This window comes from Actinoallomurus oryzae (assembly GCF_039541955.1).
GTDB lineage: Bacteria > Actinomycetota > Actinomycetes > Streptosporangiales > Streptosporangiaceae > Actinoallomurus > Actinoallomurus oryzae.
In genome coordinates this window covers 104,048-120,353 of the sequence record NZ_BAABHF010000025.1, presented here as the reverse complement: position 1 = coordinate 120,353, position 16,306 = coordinate 104,048, and the positions used below count along the sequence as shown (strand labels likewise).

The 16,306-nt window shown below is 73.6% G+C and carries 13 protein-coding genes and 1 riboswitch; of the genes, 3 read left to right on the top strand and 10 right to left on the bottom strand.

Features of this window, described 5'->3' with window-relative positions; all coding sequences use genetic code 11:
- A riboswitch (FMN riboswitch) is annotated at positions 1 to 131 on the bottom strand.
- A gap of 104 nt (positions 132 to 235) precedes the next feature.
- Complete coding sequence (locus ABEA10_RS24185; protein WP_345467656.1) at positions 236 to 958, bottom strand: TSUP family transporter; 723 nt, start codon at positions 956 to 958, stop codon at positions 236 to 238.
- A 248-nt stretch (positions 959 to 1,206) separates the two neighbouring features.
- Between ABEA10_RS24185 and ABEA10_RS24180 the strand changes: the two genes are divergently transcribed.
- Positions 1,207 to 2,226, top strand: a complete 1,020-nt coding sequence (locus ABEA10_RS24180) for an MBL fold metallo-hydrolase (RefSeq protein WP_345467654.1) — start codon at positions 1,207 to 1,209, stop codon at positions 2,224 to 2,226.
- A 40-nt stretch (positions 2,227 to 2,266) separates the two neighbouring features.
- Here ABEA10_RS24180 and ABEA10_RS24175 read toward each other — a convergent pair whose 3' ends face one another.
- From ABEA10_RS24175 to ABEA10_RS24160, 4 genes are all read right to left on the bottom strand, one after another.
- Positions 2,267 to 4,303, bottom strand: a complete 2,037-nt coding sequence (locus tag ABEA10_RS24175) for a tetratricopeptide repeat protein (protein ID WP_345467652.1) — start codon at positions 4,301 to 4,303, stop codon at positions 2,267 to 2,269.
- Between the two features lie 107 nt (positions 4,304 to 4,410).
- The gene (gene rpe / locus ABEA10_RS24170) at positions 4,411 to 5,073 is read right to left on the bottom strand and encodes a ribulose-phosphate 3-epimerase (protein ID WP_345467650.1); all 663 of its coding nucleotides are present in this window, start codon (positions 5,071 to 5,073) and stop codon (positions 4,411 to 4,413) included.
- A 132-nt stretch (positions 5,074 to 5,205) separates the two neighbouring features.
- Positions 5,206 to 5,874, bottom strand: a complete 669-nt coding sequence (locus ABEA10_RS24165) for a class I SAM-dependent methyltransferase (RefSeq protein ID WP_345467647.1) — start codon at positions 5,872 to 5,874, stop codon at positions 5,206 to 5,208.
- A gap of 84 nt (positions 5,875 to 5,958) precedes the next feature.
- On the bottom strand, positions 5,959 to 6,906 hold the full coding sequence (locus ABEA10_RS24160) for a LysR family transcriptional regulator (RefSeq protein ID WP_345467645.1): 948 nt from the start codon (positions 6,904 to 6,906) through the stop codon (positions 5,959 to 5,961).
- Between the two features lie 123 nt (positions 6,907 to 7,029).
- Here ABEA10_RS24160 and ABEA10_RS24155 point away from each other — a divergent pair, with 123 nt between their 5' ends.
- Together ABEA10_RS24155 and ABEA10_RS24150 are read left to right on the top strand one after the other, a co-directional pair.
- Complete coding sequence (locus ABEA10_RS24155; RefSeq protein ID WP_345467643.1) at positions 7,030 to 8,298, top strand: pyridoxal phosphate-dependent aminotransferase; 1,269 nt, start codon at positions 7,030 to 7,032, stop codon at positions 8,296 to 8,298.
- Between the two features lie 53 nt (positions 8,299 to 8,351).
- Positions 8,352 to 9,170, top strand: coding sequence for a class I SAM-dependent methyltransferase (locus tag ABEA10_RS24150; protein WP_345467641.1), 819 nt, complete (start codon positions 8,352 to 8,354; stop codon positions 9,168 to 9,170).
- A gap of 123 nt (positions 9,171 to 9,293) precedes the next feature.
- Here ABEA10_RS24150 and ABEA10_RS24145 read toward each other — a convergent pair whose 3' ends face one another.
- The 5 genes from ABEA10_RS24145 to ABEA10_RS24125 all read right to left on the bottom strand — a co-directional run bounded on the left by ABEA10_RS24145 (position 9,294) and on the right by ABEA10_RS24125 (position 16,264).
- Positions 9,294 to 10,703, bottom strand: a complete 1,410-nt coding sequence (locus ABEA10_RS24145) for an RsmB/NOP family class I SAM-dependent RNA methyltransferase (RefSeq protein ID WP_345467639.1) — start codon at positions 10,701 to 10,703, stop codon at positions 9,294 to 9,296.
- The gene (fmt, locus tag ABEA10_RS24140; protein ID WP_329258015.1) at positions 10,703 to 11,629 is read right to left on the bottom strand and encodes a methionyl-tRNA formyltransferase; all 927 of its coding nucleotides are present in this window, start codon (positions 11,627 to 11,629) and stop codon (positions 10,703 to 10,705) included. Before fmt ends, ABEA10_RS24145 begins: the two co-directional genes overlap by 1 nt.
- Positions 11,629 to 12,174, bottom strand: coding sequence for a peptide deformylase (def, locus tag ABEA10_RS24135; RefSeq protein ID WP_345467637.1), 546 nt, complete (start codon positions 12,172 to 12,174; stop codon positions 11,629 to 11,631). The genes fmt and def overlap by 1 nt, the downstream gene beginning before the upstream one ends.
- 47 nt (positions 12,175 to 12,221) lie before the next feature.
- Complete coding sequence (locus ABEA10_RS24130) at positions 12,222 to 15,158, bottom strand: primosomal protein N' family DNA-binding protein (protein WP_345467635.1); 2,937 nt, start codon at positions 15,156 to 15,158, stop codon at positions 12,222 to 12,224.
- 734 nt (positions 15,159 to 15,892) lie between these two features.
- A complete protein-coding gene (locus ABEA10_RS24125) occupies positions 15,893 to 16,264 on the bottom strand; it encodes an MmcQ/YjbR family DNA-binding protein (RefSeq protein WP_345467632.1) in 372 nt (123 codons plus the stop codon).
- Between the last annotated feature and the right edge of the window lie 42 nt (positions 16,265 to 16,306).

Below are 16,306 nucleotides of genomic sequence, written 5' to 3'. Positions count from 1 at the left end.
CCGCGCGCTGCCTCCCATCCGGACTTTGACCGTCGGTCCCGGAATTCCACCGGGTCAACCGGCCGATGGTTTCGGCCGGGTCGCGGACTGTAACCGCCGGTTCGGAATTTCACCGACCCCGGAGCACGCTGACGAACACTCCTAACCAGTGTGCCACGCGAGACATTCCCCGCGTTGTGTGAGGAAGAGCACTTTGCCCCACCGGCCTCCCGCGCGTAGATACGCCCGGTCCGTGTCAGAGGGCCGCCAGGCCCTTGACCACCGTCAGCAGGGCGCCCGCCATGGCCAAGGCGATCACCGCGGCCCGGCCCCGCGCCGGTGCGACGCGCCCGGACAGGCGGTTGCCGGCGAGGATGCCGGCGGCCAGTCCGGCCGCGACCGTCGCCCAGCCGGCCGCGGCCATCGACGGCCGGCCGCCCTTGGCGACGAGCGAGGCGACGCCCAGGACGCCGAAGACCAGCTGGGCGGTTGCCGCGAACCGGTGCTGGGCCCAGCCGGAGGACACCGCGTACAGCGCGACCGCCGGTCCGCCCGCGCCGACGGTCGCGTTCAGGAAGCCCGACCCGAGCCCGGCGGCCACCGCGCCCGGCGTGCCGCGCAGCACCCGCGCCCTCTCGCTGGCCACCACGGCCACCAGGGCGCACAGGATGAGCAGGCCGACGACGACCGCCAGCGGCGGCCCCGGCAGGGTCCGCGCCATCCAGGCCCCGGCCACCACGGCCGGCAGCGCGGGGCCGATGAGCAACGCGGCCCGGCGCGGATCGACGTCCCGCCAGACCTGCGTCAGCACGATGAACGCGGTGAGGACCGCGCAGGTGTTGACCACCAGGACGCCGTCGAACGGGCCCAGCAGCAGCACCAGGTACGGGGAGGTCACGAGCGAGAAGCCGAGCCCGGTGACCCGCTGAGCCGTGGCGCCGACGAACACGACCAGCCCGAGCCCGATCGCCTGGATCATCCCCGCCTCCCCTCGACGCCGCGCGTACGATCCGCCGCCACGGGGCCGGATCGCCCGGCAGGTCCCGATCGCGTTCGGGCCCGTAGAGCCCGCCCAACCGTACGACCCGCCCCGCACGACCGGACCGCCCCCCACGAGAAGAGTGTTGAGATTCACCGGGTCCAGCCGTGGTGCCCGGAGTGGGAAGTCCGGTATTAATCGAATGACGTTCTAAAACCCCGCACGCCGGAAAGCCGAGGACCGAGCCGATGTCGCAGCGATCGGAGTGGATCGAATCTGGAGCGTTCCAGGTCGCCCCTGGAGTCCACCGGATACCGCTGCCGCTGCCCACGGACGGGCTTCGGGCGGTCAACGTCTACGCGATCGAGGACGACGACGGCCTCGTCCTGATCGACGGCGGCTGGTCGCTGGAGGAGTCGCGGCGGCAGCTGGAGACCTCCCTCAAGGAGATCGGGTTCGGACTCGCCGACATCAGCCGCTTCCTGGTCACGCACGTACACCGGGACCACTACACGCAGGCGGTCGCGGTACGCCGGGAGTTCGGCACGCGGGTGAGCCTCGGCATCGGGGAGCGTCCCACCCTCGAGCTGCTCACCTCGCCCGGCCCGACCGACCGCTCCCCCCAGCTCGAACAGCTGAACGCCTGCGGCGCGGCGCCTCTCATCGAACGGCTGCGGGCGGTGTGGAGGGAAGGCGGCCACAACCCGTCCGAGTGGGCCATGCCGGACGACTGGATCGAGGGGCGGGTGCCGGTGCCGCTGGCCGGCCGCGAGCTGCTGGCCGTGCCGACGCCCGGCCACACGCGGGGCCACCTGGTCTTCGCCGACCTGACCGAAGGGCTGCTGTTCGCCGGCGACCACGTGCTGCCGCACATCACCCCGTCGATCGGCTTCGAGAGCGCGCCGGAGTCCTCGCCGCTCGGCTCCTACCTGGCCTCCCTCAAGGTCGTCCGTGAGATGCCCGACCTGCGGCTGCTGCCGGCGCACGGGCCGGTCACCGACAGCGTGCACGCCCGCGTCGACGCGTTGCTGGACCACCACGCCGAGCGCCTGGACGCGTGCGCCGCGGCGGTCGCCGCCGGCTCGGGCACGGCGTACGAGACGGCCCGCGCGCTGACCTGGACCCGGAGAGGACGCCACTTCGACGAACTGGACATGTTCAACCAGATGCTGGCGACCACCGAGACGCGCGCCCACCTGGAGGTCCTGGTCGCCCAGGGCCGCCTGAGCAGCCACGTCGAGGGCGAGGCCTCGGTCTACACCGCTTAGCCAGGGCCGCGTCGCCGCCGACGGACCGAAGACGCTGCCGCTACCTCCCCCGCACCGCCCGCAGGTGCTGCTCGGCGAGAGCGCGGTTCTTCGGGTCGGTGGCGTGGTGGTCCCGTGCGTACTCGAACATCTTCGCGGCCTCGGCGAACCGCCCGCGCTCTTCCAGCACGCCGCCGATGTTGAGGGCCGCGAGCGGGATCAGCCGGGGAAACAGGGTGAACTCTCTCTCGCGTAACGCGTAGACGTCCTGGTACCTCCGCAGCGCCGCCTCGACCTCACGCCGGCCGTGGGCGATGGTGCCCAGCCAGAACATCGCCTGGGCGCGGATGTCCAGGACGTGCGACGTGGTCGCGGCGGTGAGCGCGGTCTCGGCGCCGGCCGGGTCCTTCTCGTCGAACAACAGGATCCGGCCCAGGGAGAAGCCGCACAGCGCGGCGAAGTCGCTGCCCGGCACGATCTCCAGGCATCGGCGGTACGCGGCGATCGCGCCCTGCCGGTCGCCGAGCCGTTCGCGGCACTCCCCCAGGAGCGGGTACAGGGGGGGCGACTCGGTCGTCTCTCCGGAGTCGAGTATCCGCGTGTAGATCTTCTCCGCCTCGGCGTACTCCTGCTTCCGGTAATGCGCCTCCGCCCTGTCCTTCTGCGCTTCGAAGTGGCGCCGGAGCTCGGCCTCGTCGAGCTTCAGCACCTGCCCCTCCACGTTCCGCAACGCCTCTTGCAACCTGATGCGGGTGGCATCGTCGTCGTCGATGTGGGTGATGGTGTCGCGCCAGGAACCCGGCCCGCGCTTCGCCCGGCTCCGCGGCTGGAGGCGGCGTGTCAGCCTCTTCCTCGGGACCGCCCCGGTCTTGTCGATGAGATCGTCGAGGTCGTCCTTGATCTCGTCGAGCAGCATCTCGAACGCCTCCACCCAGGTGTGGGTGGTGAAGTTGCCGTGCTCTGACAGGTGGGCGTAAAGCGCCTGGAACCTGTCCTGGTTGGAAGGATGGGTCGACTGCCCGGCCGCCGTCTTCTCCGCCGTCCGAGCGCGACGCCGGGTGAACGCGTCCTGCCCGGCGACGTCGACGCCGCGGCGGACCAGCCCTTCCTCGATCACGTCGAGAAACTCGAAGTACAGCAGCGCCGCGCACGGAGCGACATGGGAGATGTCCTGCTTGACCACGAACGCGTCGCTGGAGAACAGGTCGTCCAGCATGGCCAGGCTCGGCTCGAGGTTCTTCCCGCCGGTGAACGCGCCGATCACCGCGTCCTGGCCCCAGGTGTCGGCCTCGAACTCCATCGCCCGAGAGCGTTCCAGCACGGAGAACTTCGCGTCGCGGCCGGCGGAGCGGAGCTCGTCGGCGTGGTTCAGCACCGCGTGTCCGTACTCGTGACACAGCACGAAAGCCGACATGGTCCTGGTCAGCGGCATCTCCAGGAGCCTCGCGATCATGGGGATCTCCACGAGGACCTTGGACCTCGGCCTGCCGACGCCGAGGAACTCGAGCGCGGTGTCCACCGCCTGGACCCGCAGCGCCGACCTGGTCTTCTCGTCTTCGACGAAACGCCTGATCGCGCCCCCGCCCAGCGAGCCCATGCGCAGCAGCGGGAAGATGCTCCGGTTCATCTTGAACAGATAACCGGCGAGCCCCTGGTGGAACACGATCGCCGGCATCGCGGAGTCCGCGAACCTGATGCATTCCGCGTTGGGCTCGTAGGTTCGCAGAATACCGACGGGGATGTTCGCCAATGTGTCGCGCCATTGCGGCGGGGCCAACCCGAGCGCCGACTTCTTGAGGTCGGCGGCGAGGCCGCCGACCTCCGCGCCCAGTCCCGCTAACCGCTGCCGGGTCTTCTCGACATCGGCGTTCGAGGTCTTTTTCAGTTTGTTCTCGGCGTTGCGCGGCGCGGGTGACTCGTCGAACGTCGACAACGGCTTCTCGATCGCCACGAAGTCGACCTTGCGCACGATCTCGCCACACGTCGGACAGGAACGGCCGCGCAGTTCGTCGGCGACGTTCAACGTCGCCGCCGTATTGACCAGCGGTCCCGCCCAGACGATGTGCTTGCATTCCAGGCGTCGGGCAAAGAATTGCATCGGTCACGCTCCGCCGAGAGAGAAGTGACGTGCACCGGGCCGCCGGCCGCGGTGCGCCATGCACCGCACGCTATCCCGGCGGCCTGGGACCGGTCCCCGGCGCGACGCTAGCCGGACGCCCGGGCCGCGCGGGCGCGCAGGGAGCGGACCGCCTCGGCCGGGTCGTCGGCGGAGTACACGGCCGAGCCGGCCACGAACACGTCCGCGCCCGCCTCCGCGCAGCGCTCGATGGTCTCGGTGTTCACTCCCCCGTCGACCTGGAGCCACACGTCGAGGTCCCGGCCCTTGATCAGGTCGCGGGCGCGGCGGATCTTCGGCAGGACGACGTCGAGGAACGGCTGACCGCCGAAGCCCGGCTCGACCGTCATCACGAGCAGCATGTCGATCTCGGTGAGCAGGTCGGCGTACGGCTCCACGGCCGTGCCCGGGTTGAGCGCCAGGCCGGCGCGGGCGCCGGCGGCACGGATCTCCCGCAGCGTACGGATCGGGGCGCTCGCCGCCTCGACGTGGATGGTGACGCTGGCCGCCCCCGCCTCGGCGTATCCGGGTGCCCACCGGTCGGGATCCTCGATCATGAGGTGGCAGTCCACCGGAACGGGCGTCGCCTTGAGCAGTGCCTCGACCACCGGCAGTCCGAGGGTGAGGTTGGGCACGAAGTGGTTGTCCATCACGTCGACGTGGATCCAGTCCGCGTCGGCGACCGCGGCGACCTCGTCGGCGAGCCGGGCGAAGTCGGCGGACAGGATGCTGGGAGCGATTTGCACGGCCATGATGCGCTCAAGTGTAGGGACGCCCGCACGCCCCGCACGAGCCGGTCGGCGACGCGGAGGCCGCCCGGAGCCCTCGCCCGTCGCGAGCGCCTGGGTGCCGCGCAGCAGGGCATGGGGGTGCCGGGCGGCCTCTCAGCCGGGCTTGACTGCCGAGAAGCACGCCAGCGCGCCGGTGGCCGTCACCTCCGCGGACTCCAGCCCGGCGCCGTCCAGCCAGCCTCGCAGGTCGGCGAGGCTCCCGGGCCGGCCGAAGTCGCCCCGTGCCCGCAGGAGCGCGATGAAGGCGTCCTGGCGGCGGCCGGCCCCGGTCACCATCGCGCTGCCCCTCAGCACGCCGCCGGGCCGCAGTACCCGGGCCATCTCCGCCAGCGCGCCGGCCGGGTCCGGCAGGCAGTGCAGCCCGTTGTAGGTGTGGCAGCGGTCGAACGACCCGTCGGCGAACGGCAGCCGGTCCGCGCTCACGCCCGCGAACGCGGCGTCCAGTCCGCGGCGGCGCGCCTCCGCGCGGGCCCGGCCGAGCATGAGCCGCGACAGGTCCGCCGCGACGTAGCGCAGGCCGGCATCGCGCGGCACGCCGCGGAACGCCACCCCGCCCCCGCACGGCACGTCGAGCACGGCGGTGCCCGGCGGCAGCCGGGCCGCCTCGGCGAAGGTGTCGTAGAAGACGCGCATGTCGGCGCCCCACAGCAGCCGGCCGCCCAGCCGGGCGATCGGCTCGCGCTCGACCGCGAAGTCGTAGACGACCGGGACCAGGCGGCCCCTCCTCCAGTGCCGGTCGAGCCGGTCCGCCACGCCGCTCACACCACGACCTCCTCCGGATCGCACCCGGCCCCGAAGCCGCGGACGACCGCGACCGAGCGGCCGGCGCCGGTCGAGCCGCTCGCCTCACGCCCCGCTCTTCTGCGCGGGTTCTCCCCTGCGGCCCACCGACATGACGTCGATCTCGGCCACGGCGTCCCGTAGCGCCTCGAGCGTAACCGCGACCGACGGCCGGCGCACGCTCGCCGTGCGGGCGACGGCGTACACGTAGCGGGTCAGCGATCCGGGCAGTTCGCGGGCCGCGATGCCCGGCACCGCCGCGGTCAGCGCCAGGCTGGGCACGGCGGCGATCCCGACCCCCCGCGCGACCAGGCCGAGGATCGTGCCGAGCCCCTCGAACTCCCACGGCATCGGTGGCGCGCCGCCGACGTCGGCGAGCAGGCGGTCGAAGGCCTGGCGTGACGGCTCACCCGCCGGAGCCGCCAGCCACGGCTCGTCGCGCAGCCGCCACAGGTCGATCTCGCGGTCGGGGTCGGCGGCCCAGTGGCCGGAGGGCACGACGAGCACGAGCGGGTCGTGCAGCAGCAGCGAGAAGCGCAGGCTGCCGCCCCCGCGCGTCGGAAGCCGCCCGGTCCAGTCGTCGACCAGCGCAAGGTCGACCTCGCCGGAGCGCACCTGCCGCAGGCCGTCGCCCGGCCGCGTCTGGCGGAGCTGGAAGGTGAGACCTTCGTGGTGGCGCAGGCTGTGCGCCAGGGCGGGCGCGAACGCCACCGCGGCCGTCGGGAACGCCGTGAGCACGATCTGCCCCGTCGGCTCGGCCTCGGACAGGTCGGCCTCGGCGAACTCGATCATCCGCAGGATGCGGTCGGCGTGGTCGGACAGCCGCCGGCCGGCGTCGGTGAGTTCGGCGCTGCGCGCCGTGCGGTCGAGCAGTGTGGTGCCGACCTCGCGTTCGAGGACGGCGAGTTGCTGTGAGACGGCGGAGGGCGTGTAGCCGAGGGCCTTGGCGGTCGCCGCGATGCTGCCGCGGTCGGCGAACTCACGCAGGAGCCGCAGCCGTCGAACGTCGAGCATAAGCTCAGCTTACGCCCGGCAGCGGAAAGCTTCGCTTGTACTGATGCACCGTTCCACTACAGCATGGAGACATACGGCCGCGCGCAGGTCAACCAGCCAGAAGAGCTCCTTGGGAGTGAACTCATGTCAGTCGCCATCTCCGCGACTCTCGCCGCCAACGAGGCCCTCGATCACAGACGCCGCATGGGGCTGCCGGTGCTGCCCCTCGCCTTCGGAGAGGCGGGCCTGCCCGTCCTCCCCTCACTCGAGCGGCAGCTCGGCACCGCCGCCGGGCGTGGTGCGTACGGGCCCGTCGCCGGCAGTACCGACCTCCGCACCGCCGCCGCGGGGTACTGGCACCGGCGCGGCCTTCCGGCCGACCCCGGACTGATCGTCGCGGGCCCGGGAAGCAAACCGCTCCTGTACGGTCTGCTGCTCGCCATCGGCGGAGGCGTCGTCGTGCCCCGCCCGAGCTGGGTGAGCTACGCCGCCCAGACCCGGCTCATGGGCGCCGAACCCATCTTCGTGGCGACGCCTCCCGGCGAGGGCGGCGTGCCCGACCCGGACGCGCTGCGCGCGGCCGTCACGCTGGAGCGCGCGGCCGGGCGCGCGGTGAGCTGCCTGGTCGTCACGCTCCCGGACAACCCCACCGGCACACTGGCCCGCCCGGAGACGGTGCGCCGCATGTGCGAGGCCGCCCGCGAGCTGGACCTGATCATCATCGCCGACCAGATCTACCGCGACCTGGTCTTCGACCAGAACACCGACTTCCCGTGCCCGGCGCGGTACGCCCCCGAGCGCACCGTGATCACGACCGCGCTGAGCAAGAATCTCGCCCTCGGCGGCTGGCGCATCGGTGTGGCCCTCCTGCCCGAGGCGCTCAGCGGGCTGCGCGACCGGCTCGTCGGTGTGGCCAGCGAGATCTGGTCCAGCACGTCGGGCCCGACGCAGCAGGCCGCGGCGTACGCCTTCGCCGAGCCCCCGGAGGTCGTCGAGCGCGTCGCGGCCAGCCGGCGGCTGCACGAGACCATCGCCCGCGCCATGGCCGAGCGCTTCACCGCCGTCGGCGCGCGGGTGCCGCGTCCTCAGGGCGGCTTCTATCTGTACCCGGACTTCGAAGATCTCCGCGAGCGGCTCGGCGTGGACACGTCGGCCGAGCTCTCGGCGCTCCTTCTCGACCGGTACGGCGTCGGTGTGCTGCCGGGCAGCGCCTTCGGTGACGCGCCGGGGGCCCTGCGTCTCCGGGTGGCGATCAGCCTGCTCTACGGCGAGACCGACGAGCAGCGGCTCACCGCCCTCACGTCCCCGGACCCGGTCGGCCTGCCGTGGATCGCCGCCGCTCTGGACCGCGCGACCGAGGTGCTCACCGACCTGACCTCCTCCTGCGAGGAGCGGATCGCCGTCACCGCCTGACCGGCGATCTCGCCAGGCCCCCGCCAGCGGCGGGGGCCTGGCATTCTGGGGCGATGACCGACAAGCTCAAGGTCGAGCTCACCGGTGTGCCCGAGACACTGCTCTGGAACCTCTACCATCGCGCCGCCGAGGCCCGCCGGCCGGACGCCGTGCTGGACGACCCCAGGGCCGTCGAGCTGGTCGAGGCGATCGACTTTCCCTTCGAGCGGTTCGGCGAGCCGAAGATGGCGCAGTGGCACGCGCTCCGGGTCCTCTGCTTCGACCGCGCGGTCCGCCGGTTCATGACGGCGCGTCCCGGTGGCACCGTGGTGGCGCTCGGCGAGGGGCTGGAGACGCAGTTCTGGCGCGTCGACGACGGCCGGGTGCGCTGGCTGACCGTCGACCTGCCGGAGACGGTGGAGGTCCGCCGGCGGCTGCTGCCCGACGATCCGCCGCGCCGCCGCACACTCGCCGGCTCGGCGCTCGACTTCACCTGGATGGACGAGGTGGACGCGGCCGACGGTGTGCTGATCTCCACGCAGGGCCTGCTGATGTACCTCCAGCCGGAGGAGGTCAGGTCGCTGATCGCGGCGTGCGCGGAGCGTTTCCCCGGCGGCGCGCTGATCTTCGACAGCGTCCCCCACTTCCTGGCCGAACGCAGCCGGAGCGACGCCCTGGAGGCGGGCGCCGCCTACCGGGCGCCCGCCTGGCACTGGAGCCTCGACCCCGGCGAGCACCGGAAGATCCTGGAGTACTCCCCGCGGATCGCGGGCGTCCGTGACCTGCGCTACCCGCGAGGCCGCGGCCTGCTGTCCCTCGCCCCGCTGGTCGGCCACGTGCCGCTGATCCGCAAACTCCGCATGCCGATCGTCGAGGTCAGCTTCGCCGCGTGACCGTACGAGAGCCGGCGGCGGGAACGGCCTCGGTGACCGGCACGGCCACCGGGCCGGGCGCGGGCGAGCGGGCTAGTGGCGGTGCGGCCGGACGAGGGCGCGTTCGAGCCCCCGGGGACGTGGCTACGGCCGGCGCCGGAGCAGGGCCAGGAACATCGCGTCGGTGCCGTGCCGGTGTGGCCAGAACTGCGCGTACGGGCCCTTCCCCAGGTCCGGGACGTCTTCCAGGTACGACGGGGAGTCCAGGCGCTCGACGTCGTCGCGGCCGCGCAGCACGTCGTCGACCACCACACGGGTCTCGGCGATGTGCGGTGAGCAGGTGACGTACGCGACCACCCCGCCGGGGCGTACCGCCTCCAGGGCCGAGGCGAGGAGCCGTCGCTGCAGCGGGCCCAGTTCGGCCACCGACTCCGGGCCGCGCCGCCAGCGGGCCTCCGGACGGCGGCGGAGCGCGCCGAGGCCGGTGCAGGGCACGTCGGCGAGGACCCGGTCGAAGGAGCCGGGGCGCCAGGCGGGCCGGGTGCCGTCCACGACGGCGACGGCCGCGGCCGGGTCGGCGGCGCGGCGCACCAAACGGGCCCGGTGCGGCTGAAGGTCGCAGGCCAGCAGGTGCGCGTCGCGCTCGGCGGCGAGCCCCGACAGCAGCGCGGCCTTGCCGCCCGGCCCGGCGCACAGGTCGAGCCAGTGCGCGTCGGGGCCGTCGAGCTCGACGCGGGTGAGGGCGAGGGCGACGAGCTGGCTCGCCTCGTCCTGCACGGCGGCGCGTCCCTCGGCGACGGCGGGTACCGCCGCCGGGTCGCCCTCGGCCAGGTACGCGGCGTACGGGGAGTAGGCGGCGGGGTCGCCGCCCAGCTCGGCGATGGTCGCGCGACCGGGCCGGGCCACCAGGGTGACGCGCGGGCGTTCGTTGTCGGCCGCCAGCAGCGCCTCGATCTCACCGGCTCCGGCCGCGTCGCGCAGGGCGTTGACGATCCAGCGCGGATGGCTGTGCACGACCGACAGCCGGCCGGTCTCGTCGTCGGGCGCGACGATGGCGAGCCACGCGTCCAGGTCACGGGCGGACACCTTGCGCAGCACGGCGTTGGCGAACTTCGCCTGCCCCGGGCCGGCCACCGAACGGGCGAGGTCGACGGCGGTGCCGACGGCGGCGTGCGGCGGGATGCGGGTGCCGAGGAGCTGGTGGGTGCCGAGCCGCAGGACGTTGAGCAGCGGCCGGTCGATCTTGGCCACGGGACGGTCGCTGCACATGCCGAGGACGGCGTCGTACGTGCCGCGCCCGCGCAGCGTGCCGTACGTCAGCTCGGTCGCGAGCGCGGCGTCGCGCCCGGACAGGTGGCGTTCGCGCAGCAGGGAGGGCAGGAGGAGGTTGGCGTAGGCGTCGCGTTCGTCGACGGCCTGCAGGACGTCGAACGCGGTGCGGCGGACCTGGTCGCGAGGTCGCCGGGGGGCCGGCCGGCCCTGTCCCTTGCCTCGCCGGGCGTCTGGTCGGCCCTGTCCCTTGCCCTGTCGGGGGCCGGTGGATCGCTGCGGCATCAGATCAGGGCGTCGCCTTCGGCCGGGCGCACGCCGCGCGCCCAGGCGGTGGCCGGCATGCGCTGCTTGCCCTGCGGCTGGACGTCGCCGAGGACGACCGGGTGGGAGCCGGTGCCGGCGAGGACCTCGGCCTTGGTCGCGCGCAGTTCGCCCGGGGCGAGCGGCGCGGCGTCCGGCGCCGGGCGTACGGGGCCGAGCTTGAGCCGGTCGCCGCGGAACGTGGTCCAGGCACCGGGCGCGGGCGTGCAGGCGCGGACGCGCCGGTCGACGTGCTGGGCGGGCAGCGTCCAGTCGACGTGGGCGTCATCGGGCGTGAGTTTGGGCGCGTACGAGACGCCGTCGGCGGGCTGCGGCCGGGGCTCCAGCTCGCCCTCCTCGACGCCGTCCATGGTCGCGACCAGGAGCTGCGCCCCGGTCTCGGCGAGCCGGGCGAGCAGGTCGCCGCTGGTGTCGGTCGCCAGGATGGGTTCGGTCACCACGCCGTACACCGGACCGGTGTCGAGGTCCTCCTCGATCTGGAAGGTCGCGGCGCCGGTGATGTCGTCACCGTGCAGCACGGCCCGCTGCACGGGAGCGGCACCGCGCCAGGCGGGCAGCAGCGAGAAGTGCAGGTTGATCCACCCGTGCCGGGGAATGTCCAGCGCCACGCGCGGGATCAGCGCGCCGTAGGCCACGACCGGGCAGCAGTCGGGGGCGATGGCGCGCAGCCGGTCGAGGAACTCCGGATCTTTGACCTTGGCGGGCTTGAGCACCTCGACGCCCGCCTCGGCGGCGTGCCGCGCGACCGGGCTCGGCGTCAGCCTGCGCCCGCGCCCGGCGGGGGCGTCGGGCCGCGTGATGACCGCGACGACCTCGTGCCGGGACTTGAGCAGGGCGTCGAGCGCGGGTACGGCGGTCTCCGGCGTGCCGGCGAACACGAGCCGCACTAGAGCGCCTTGCCGAACGTCGGGTGCGGGGAGTCCTTGATCACCGGTGCTTCGTCGCCGAACCACTCGGCCTCGCGGATCGCCTTCATCGCGGCCTTGCGCTGGTCGGGGTCGAGCCGGTCGATGAAGATCACGCCGTCGAGGTGGTCGGTCTCGTGCTGCACGCAGCGGGCCAGCAGGTGGGTGCCCTCGAGGACGACCGGCTCCCCGTACATGTTGAAGCCCTTGGCCACGACGCCGACCGCGCGGTTGGTCGGGAAGACCAGGCCGGGCAGCGAGAGGCAGCCCTCGTCGCCCTCCTCCTGCTCCTCGGTCAGCTGGAGGCTGGGGTTGACGAGGTGGCCGAGCTGCTCGTCGACGTAGTAGGTGAACACCCGCAGGCCCACGCCGAGCTGCGGCGCGGCCAGGCCGACGCCGGGTGCCTCGAGCATGGTGTCCGACAGGTCCTTGACGAGCGTGCGCAGCTCCTTGTCGAAGTCCTTCACCGGCTCGGCCGGTGTACGCAGCACCGGGTCGCCGAAGAGGCGGATGGGCTTGACGGCCACGAACGGCTCCGTTCACGTCTCGTAGTTGGGCAGGACCAGTCTACGGTTCAGATCAGCTCGAGCGGGTCGACCCGGACGCGGACGACGTCGGCGGCCTTGCGCGTGCTGCGGGCGGCCTGCGCGGTCTTGAGGAGCCGGGACAGGACGGCCCCCCGGCCGCGGTCGACCCGCACCAGCGCGCGTTCCCGGCCCTCCCCCAGCTCGACCGGCCCGAGCACCTGGGCGTCGTCCGGCAGCCCGGCGGCCTCGACCATCTCGCGTACGGACTGCGGCGTGCCGGTGAGCGAGGCCATCCGCACGGCGGGCGGAAACCCGAGCTCCCGGCGCTCGTCCAGCTCCCGTTCGGCGTACGTGACGGCGTCCCAGCGGATCAGGGCCTGCACCGGCGTCAGCGACCCGTCCGCGAGCACGATGACGGGGCCGCGCGGGCGTACGAGGGCGGCGGCGTTCATCCAGCGGCGCAGCGCCTCTTCCCCGGCGCGCAGGTCGGCGCGGCCGAGGAGCACCCAGCCGTCGAGCAGCAGCGCGGCGGCGTACCCGCCCTCGGCCACCGGCTCGGCGCCGGGCGTCGCGACCACCAGCGCGGGTTCGCCGGAGACCTCGGCGAGCACGCCGTCGCGGCCGGACGTGCGCACGGGCACGCCGGGGAACGCCCGGCCGAGCTCCTCGGCGGTGCGCCGGGCGCCGACGACCACGGCCCGCACCTGGCGGCCGCCGCACTCGGGGCAGCGCCAGGCCCCGGCGATCCGGCCGCACCAGCGGCAGTACGGGGCGGCGTGCGAGGAGCGCAGCGACAGTGGGCCCTCACACTCGGGACAGCGCGCCGGCCCCCGGCAGCGCGAACAGGCGAGCGCGGGAACGTAGCCGCGCCGCGGCACCTGCACGAGGACGGGCCCGTGTTCGAGGCCCTGCCGCGCGGCGCGGAACGCCATGTGCGGCAGGCGCGCGCTGCGGGCGGCCTCGTCGCGGGCCAGGTCGGCGTCGTCCCCGGCGGGCCGCACGTAGGCCATGGAGGCGCGCAGCCGCTCCCGGTCGGGCACGAGCGGCCGGGCCCAGCCGGCCCGTACGAGCTGCGTGGCGTCGGTCGTGCGGGTGAACCCGCCGATGAGCGCCCCGGCCCCGGCCCGGTGCGCGCGGAGCGCGAGCACCTCACGAGCGTGCGGGTAGGGCGCGTGCGGCTCGGCGTGCACGTCGTCGCCGTCGTCCCAGAGCACGACGAGCCCGAGATCGCGCACGGGCGCGAACATCGCGGCCCGCGTACCGACGACCGCCGCCGCCCTTCCGCGGCGTACGGCGAGCCAGCGACGGTAGCGCTCGGCGGGCCCGAGCTCGGCGGTGAGCGCCACATGACGGCCGTCACCGAGCTCACGGCGCAGCGCGCGATCGACCCGCGCCACGTCCCTCCCGTCGGCGACGATCACAAGCGCCCCCCGCCCGCCCGCGAGCGTGGCCCGCACCGCGAGCGCGACCTCCGCGGTCCAGTCACCACCGGGCAGCGCACTCCAGACGGCCCGCGGCGCCCGCCCCGCCGTGAGCGCCTCGAGAAACGACGCCCCCGCGGGATAAGCCCCCCACGACCCGACCGCCGGAGGCGTGATACCGGGAGCGTCCACCCCAGCGCCCGGGCCCCCTCCACTCCCACCGGTTCCGGCGCCGGCGCCGGAACCGGCCGCCATTTCAGCGCCCGCCGCCGCGCCGGAACCCACCGCCCTGCCGGAACCCGCCGCCGTACTGGGATCCGCCACCGCACCAGAACCCGTTGCCGTACTGGGATCCGCGACCGCACCAGAACCCGCCGCCCTGCCCGAACCCACCGCCGTACTGGGATCCGCCACCGCGTCAGAACCCACCACCCCGCCGGAGCCCACCGCCGTACTGGGATCCGCCACCGCGTCAGAAGCCACCACCCCGCCGGAGCCCACCGCCGTACTGGGATCCGCCACCGCGCCAGAGCCCGCCACCCTGTCGGAGCTCGCCACCGCGCCAGAATCCGCCGCCGTACTGGGATCCGCCGCCCTGCCGGAACCCGCCACCGTGCCAGGGCCCACCGCCGTGCCGGGGACCGTAACCGTGACGGCGTCCGCCGCCGTCACACCGGCTGACCTGTCGCCATCGTCCGAAGCGTCACCCTCATCGGCCGACGTGTCATCGTCCCCGTCGGGGACGCCCCGCGTAGATCCCTCACGGTCTCCTCCGCCTGAGATCTCACCAGGACCGACGCGAACGCCATCATCGCCGGCCGCCTCATCGCCGGCAGAGGACTCATCGGCACCGCCGGCACCATCTGCCGAGGCGTTGTGTCGTTCTGCGGGTGCCGGACCCGGGAAGCCGACGGTGTCCGGTGCCGGGCCGGCCTGGGCCTCGCCCATCGGGGCGGGCTCCGCCGGACCGGTCTCGACCGCTGCTGTGGACTCCGCCGGACCGGCCTCGGCCGCCGGTCCGCGGGTGGGTGCGTTCTCGTTCTCGACGCGAGCGTGGCGGGGCGGGATGGCGAGTCGCAGCACGTCGGCGAGGGTGCCCGCGTAGCGGTCGGCGATCTCCCGGGCGAGCGCGGCGATCTCCGGGGCCAGGACCGGCTCCGGAGAGGTGACGCGCTCCAGGTACGCGAGGCGGCCGTCGTGGTCACTCCTGTCCACGCGTTCGAGCAGGAAACCGTCCATGAGCTGACCCGCGAAGCGGACCCGTACGCGGCATCCGGGGACGGCCGCGTCGTCCAGCGCCGAGGGGACCAGATAGTCGAAGGGGCGATCCAGGTGCGGGAGCGGCACGTCCACCGCCACCCTGGCGACCGGCAGCGTCTCGGCGGGCCTACGCGTGTTCTTCTTGGCGGTGCTGTTCTTCTTGGGGGTGCTGTTCTGCCTAACGGCACGCCTGCCCCGCCCGGGACCACGGTCTCCCGCGCCTTCGCCGGCCGGCGCGGGCGCCGCGGACTCCGGGAGGTCGCCCATCCCGGGAAGCACGCCCATGTCCACGCCGTCGGTCACCTCTCCGTCCTACCAGACCTCCCCGCTCCGAACGCACGACCGCAGCCGAGCCTCGCCGCCCACGACCGCGGACCGGAAGAGAACGACCAGGCCACCGCGACCGCCCCCGGGCCGTCGACACGACCGAACACCGAAGACCGACCGCCGACCGTGAACCGCCAAAGGCCCCGCGCGCTTTCCCGATGCAGTCGATCCTCGCCGTGAGACAAGCGACTCCTCGCCGCCCACACGGGCGTACGAGGCGAGCCACCGCCGGTCAAGGGATCTGCCGCCTGTCGCCGTGATGAGGGCGACCGGCAGATCACGCGGGAACCACAGGGCACCCTGGCCGGTGCCCGTCCATCTCCACGCTGCCGTGGACCACCGCTGCCGCGGCAGCGTGGCCGTGCCACTCCACCGAGCCGTCAGGCGCCCTCGCAAACCGCCCTACGGCGCCCTTCGCAGACCGCCCTCAGGCGCGCCCCATCGCAGACTGTCCTCGGCGTCCTCGCGAACCGCCCTCAAGCGTCCCTCACGGACCGCCCCAGGCACCCCTCTCACAGACCGTCCTCGGCGTCCCTCATGGACCGCCCCCAGGCACCCCTCTCACAGACCGTCCTCGGCGTCCCTCATGGACCGCCCTCAAGCATCCCTCTCAGACCGCCCCCAGGCACCCCCCTCACCGACCGTCCTCGGCGTCCCTCACGGACCGCCCCCAGACGCCAGCCCTCTCACGGACCTTCCCCAGGCACCCCTCACAGACCGTCCTCGGCGTCCTCGCGGGCCGTCCTCAGGGCGTGCTCGGCCGCCACGCGTTTGGGTACGACGCGGCGCCAGGCGTCCAGGACGAGCTCGTGCATCTCCTCCACCGAGATGGCCTCCAGGCGGACCTCGATCCAGTGGAAGCGCTGGTCCGACACCCGGGGCATCAAGAACTTCTCCGGCTCGGCGGCGACCATCGCCTCCCGCTCCTCCTTCGGGAACGCACAGCCCATCGTGGTCTCGTCCCGGGAGAGCGCAACGTAGACGATCTTGCCGACGCGAAACTTCACCCGGTCGCGGATGAGATGCTCCTCCGAACGCGGCAGGGTGGACGTCAGGCCGCGGATGTCGTCGATCGTGACCACAGGCCGCCCTCCTCCGTATGAGCGGCCCTCAGCATGCCACCC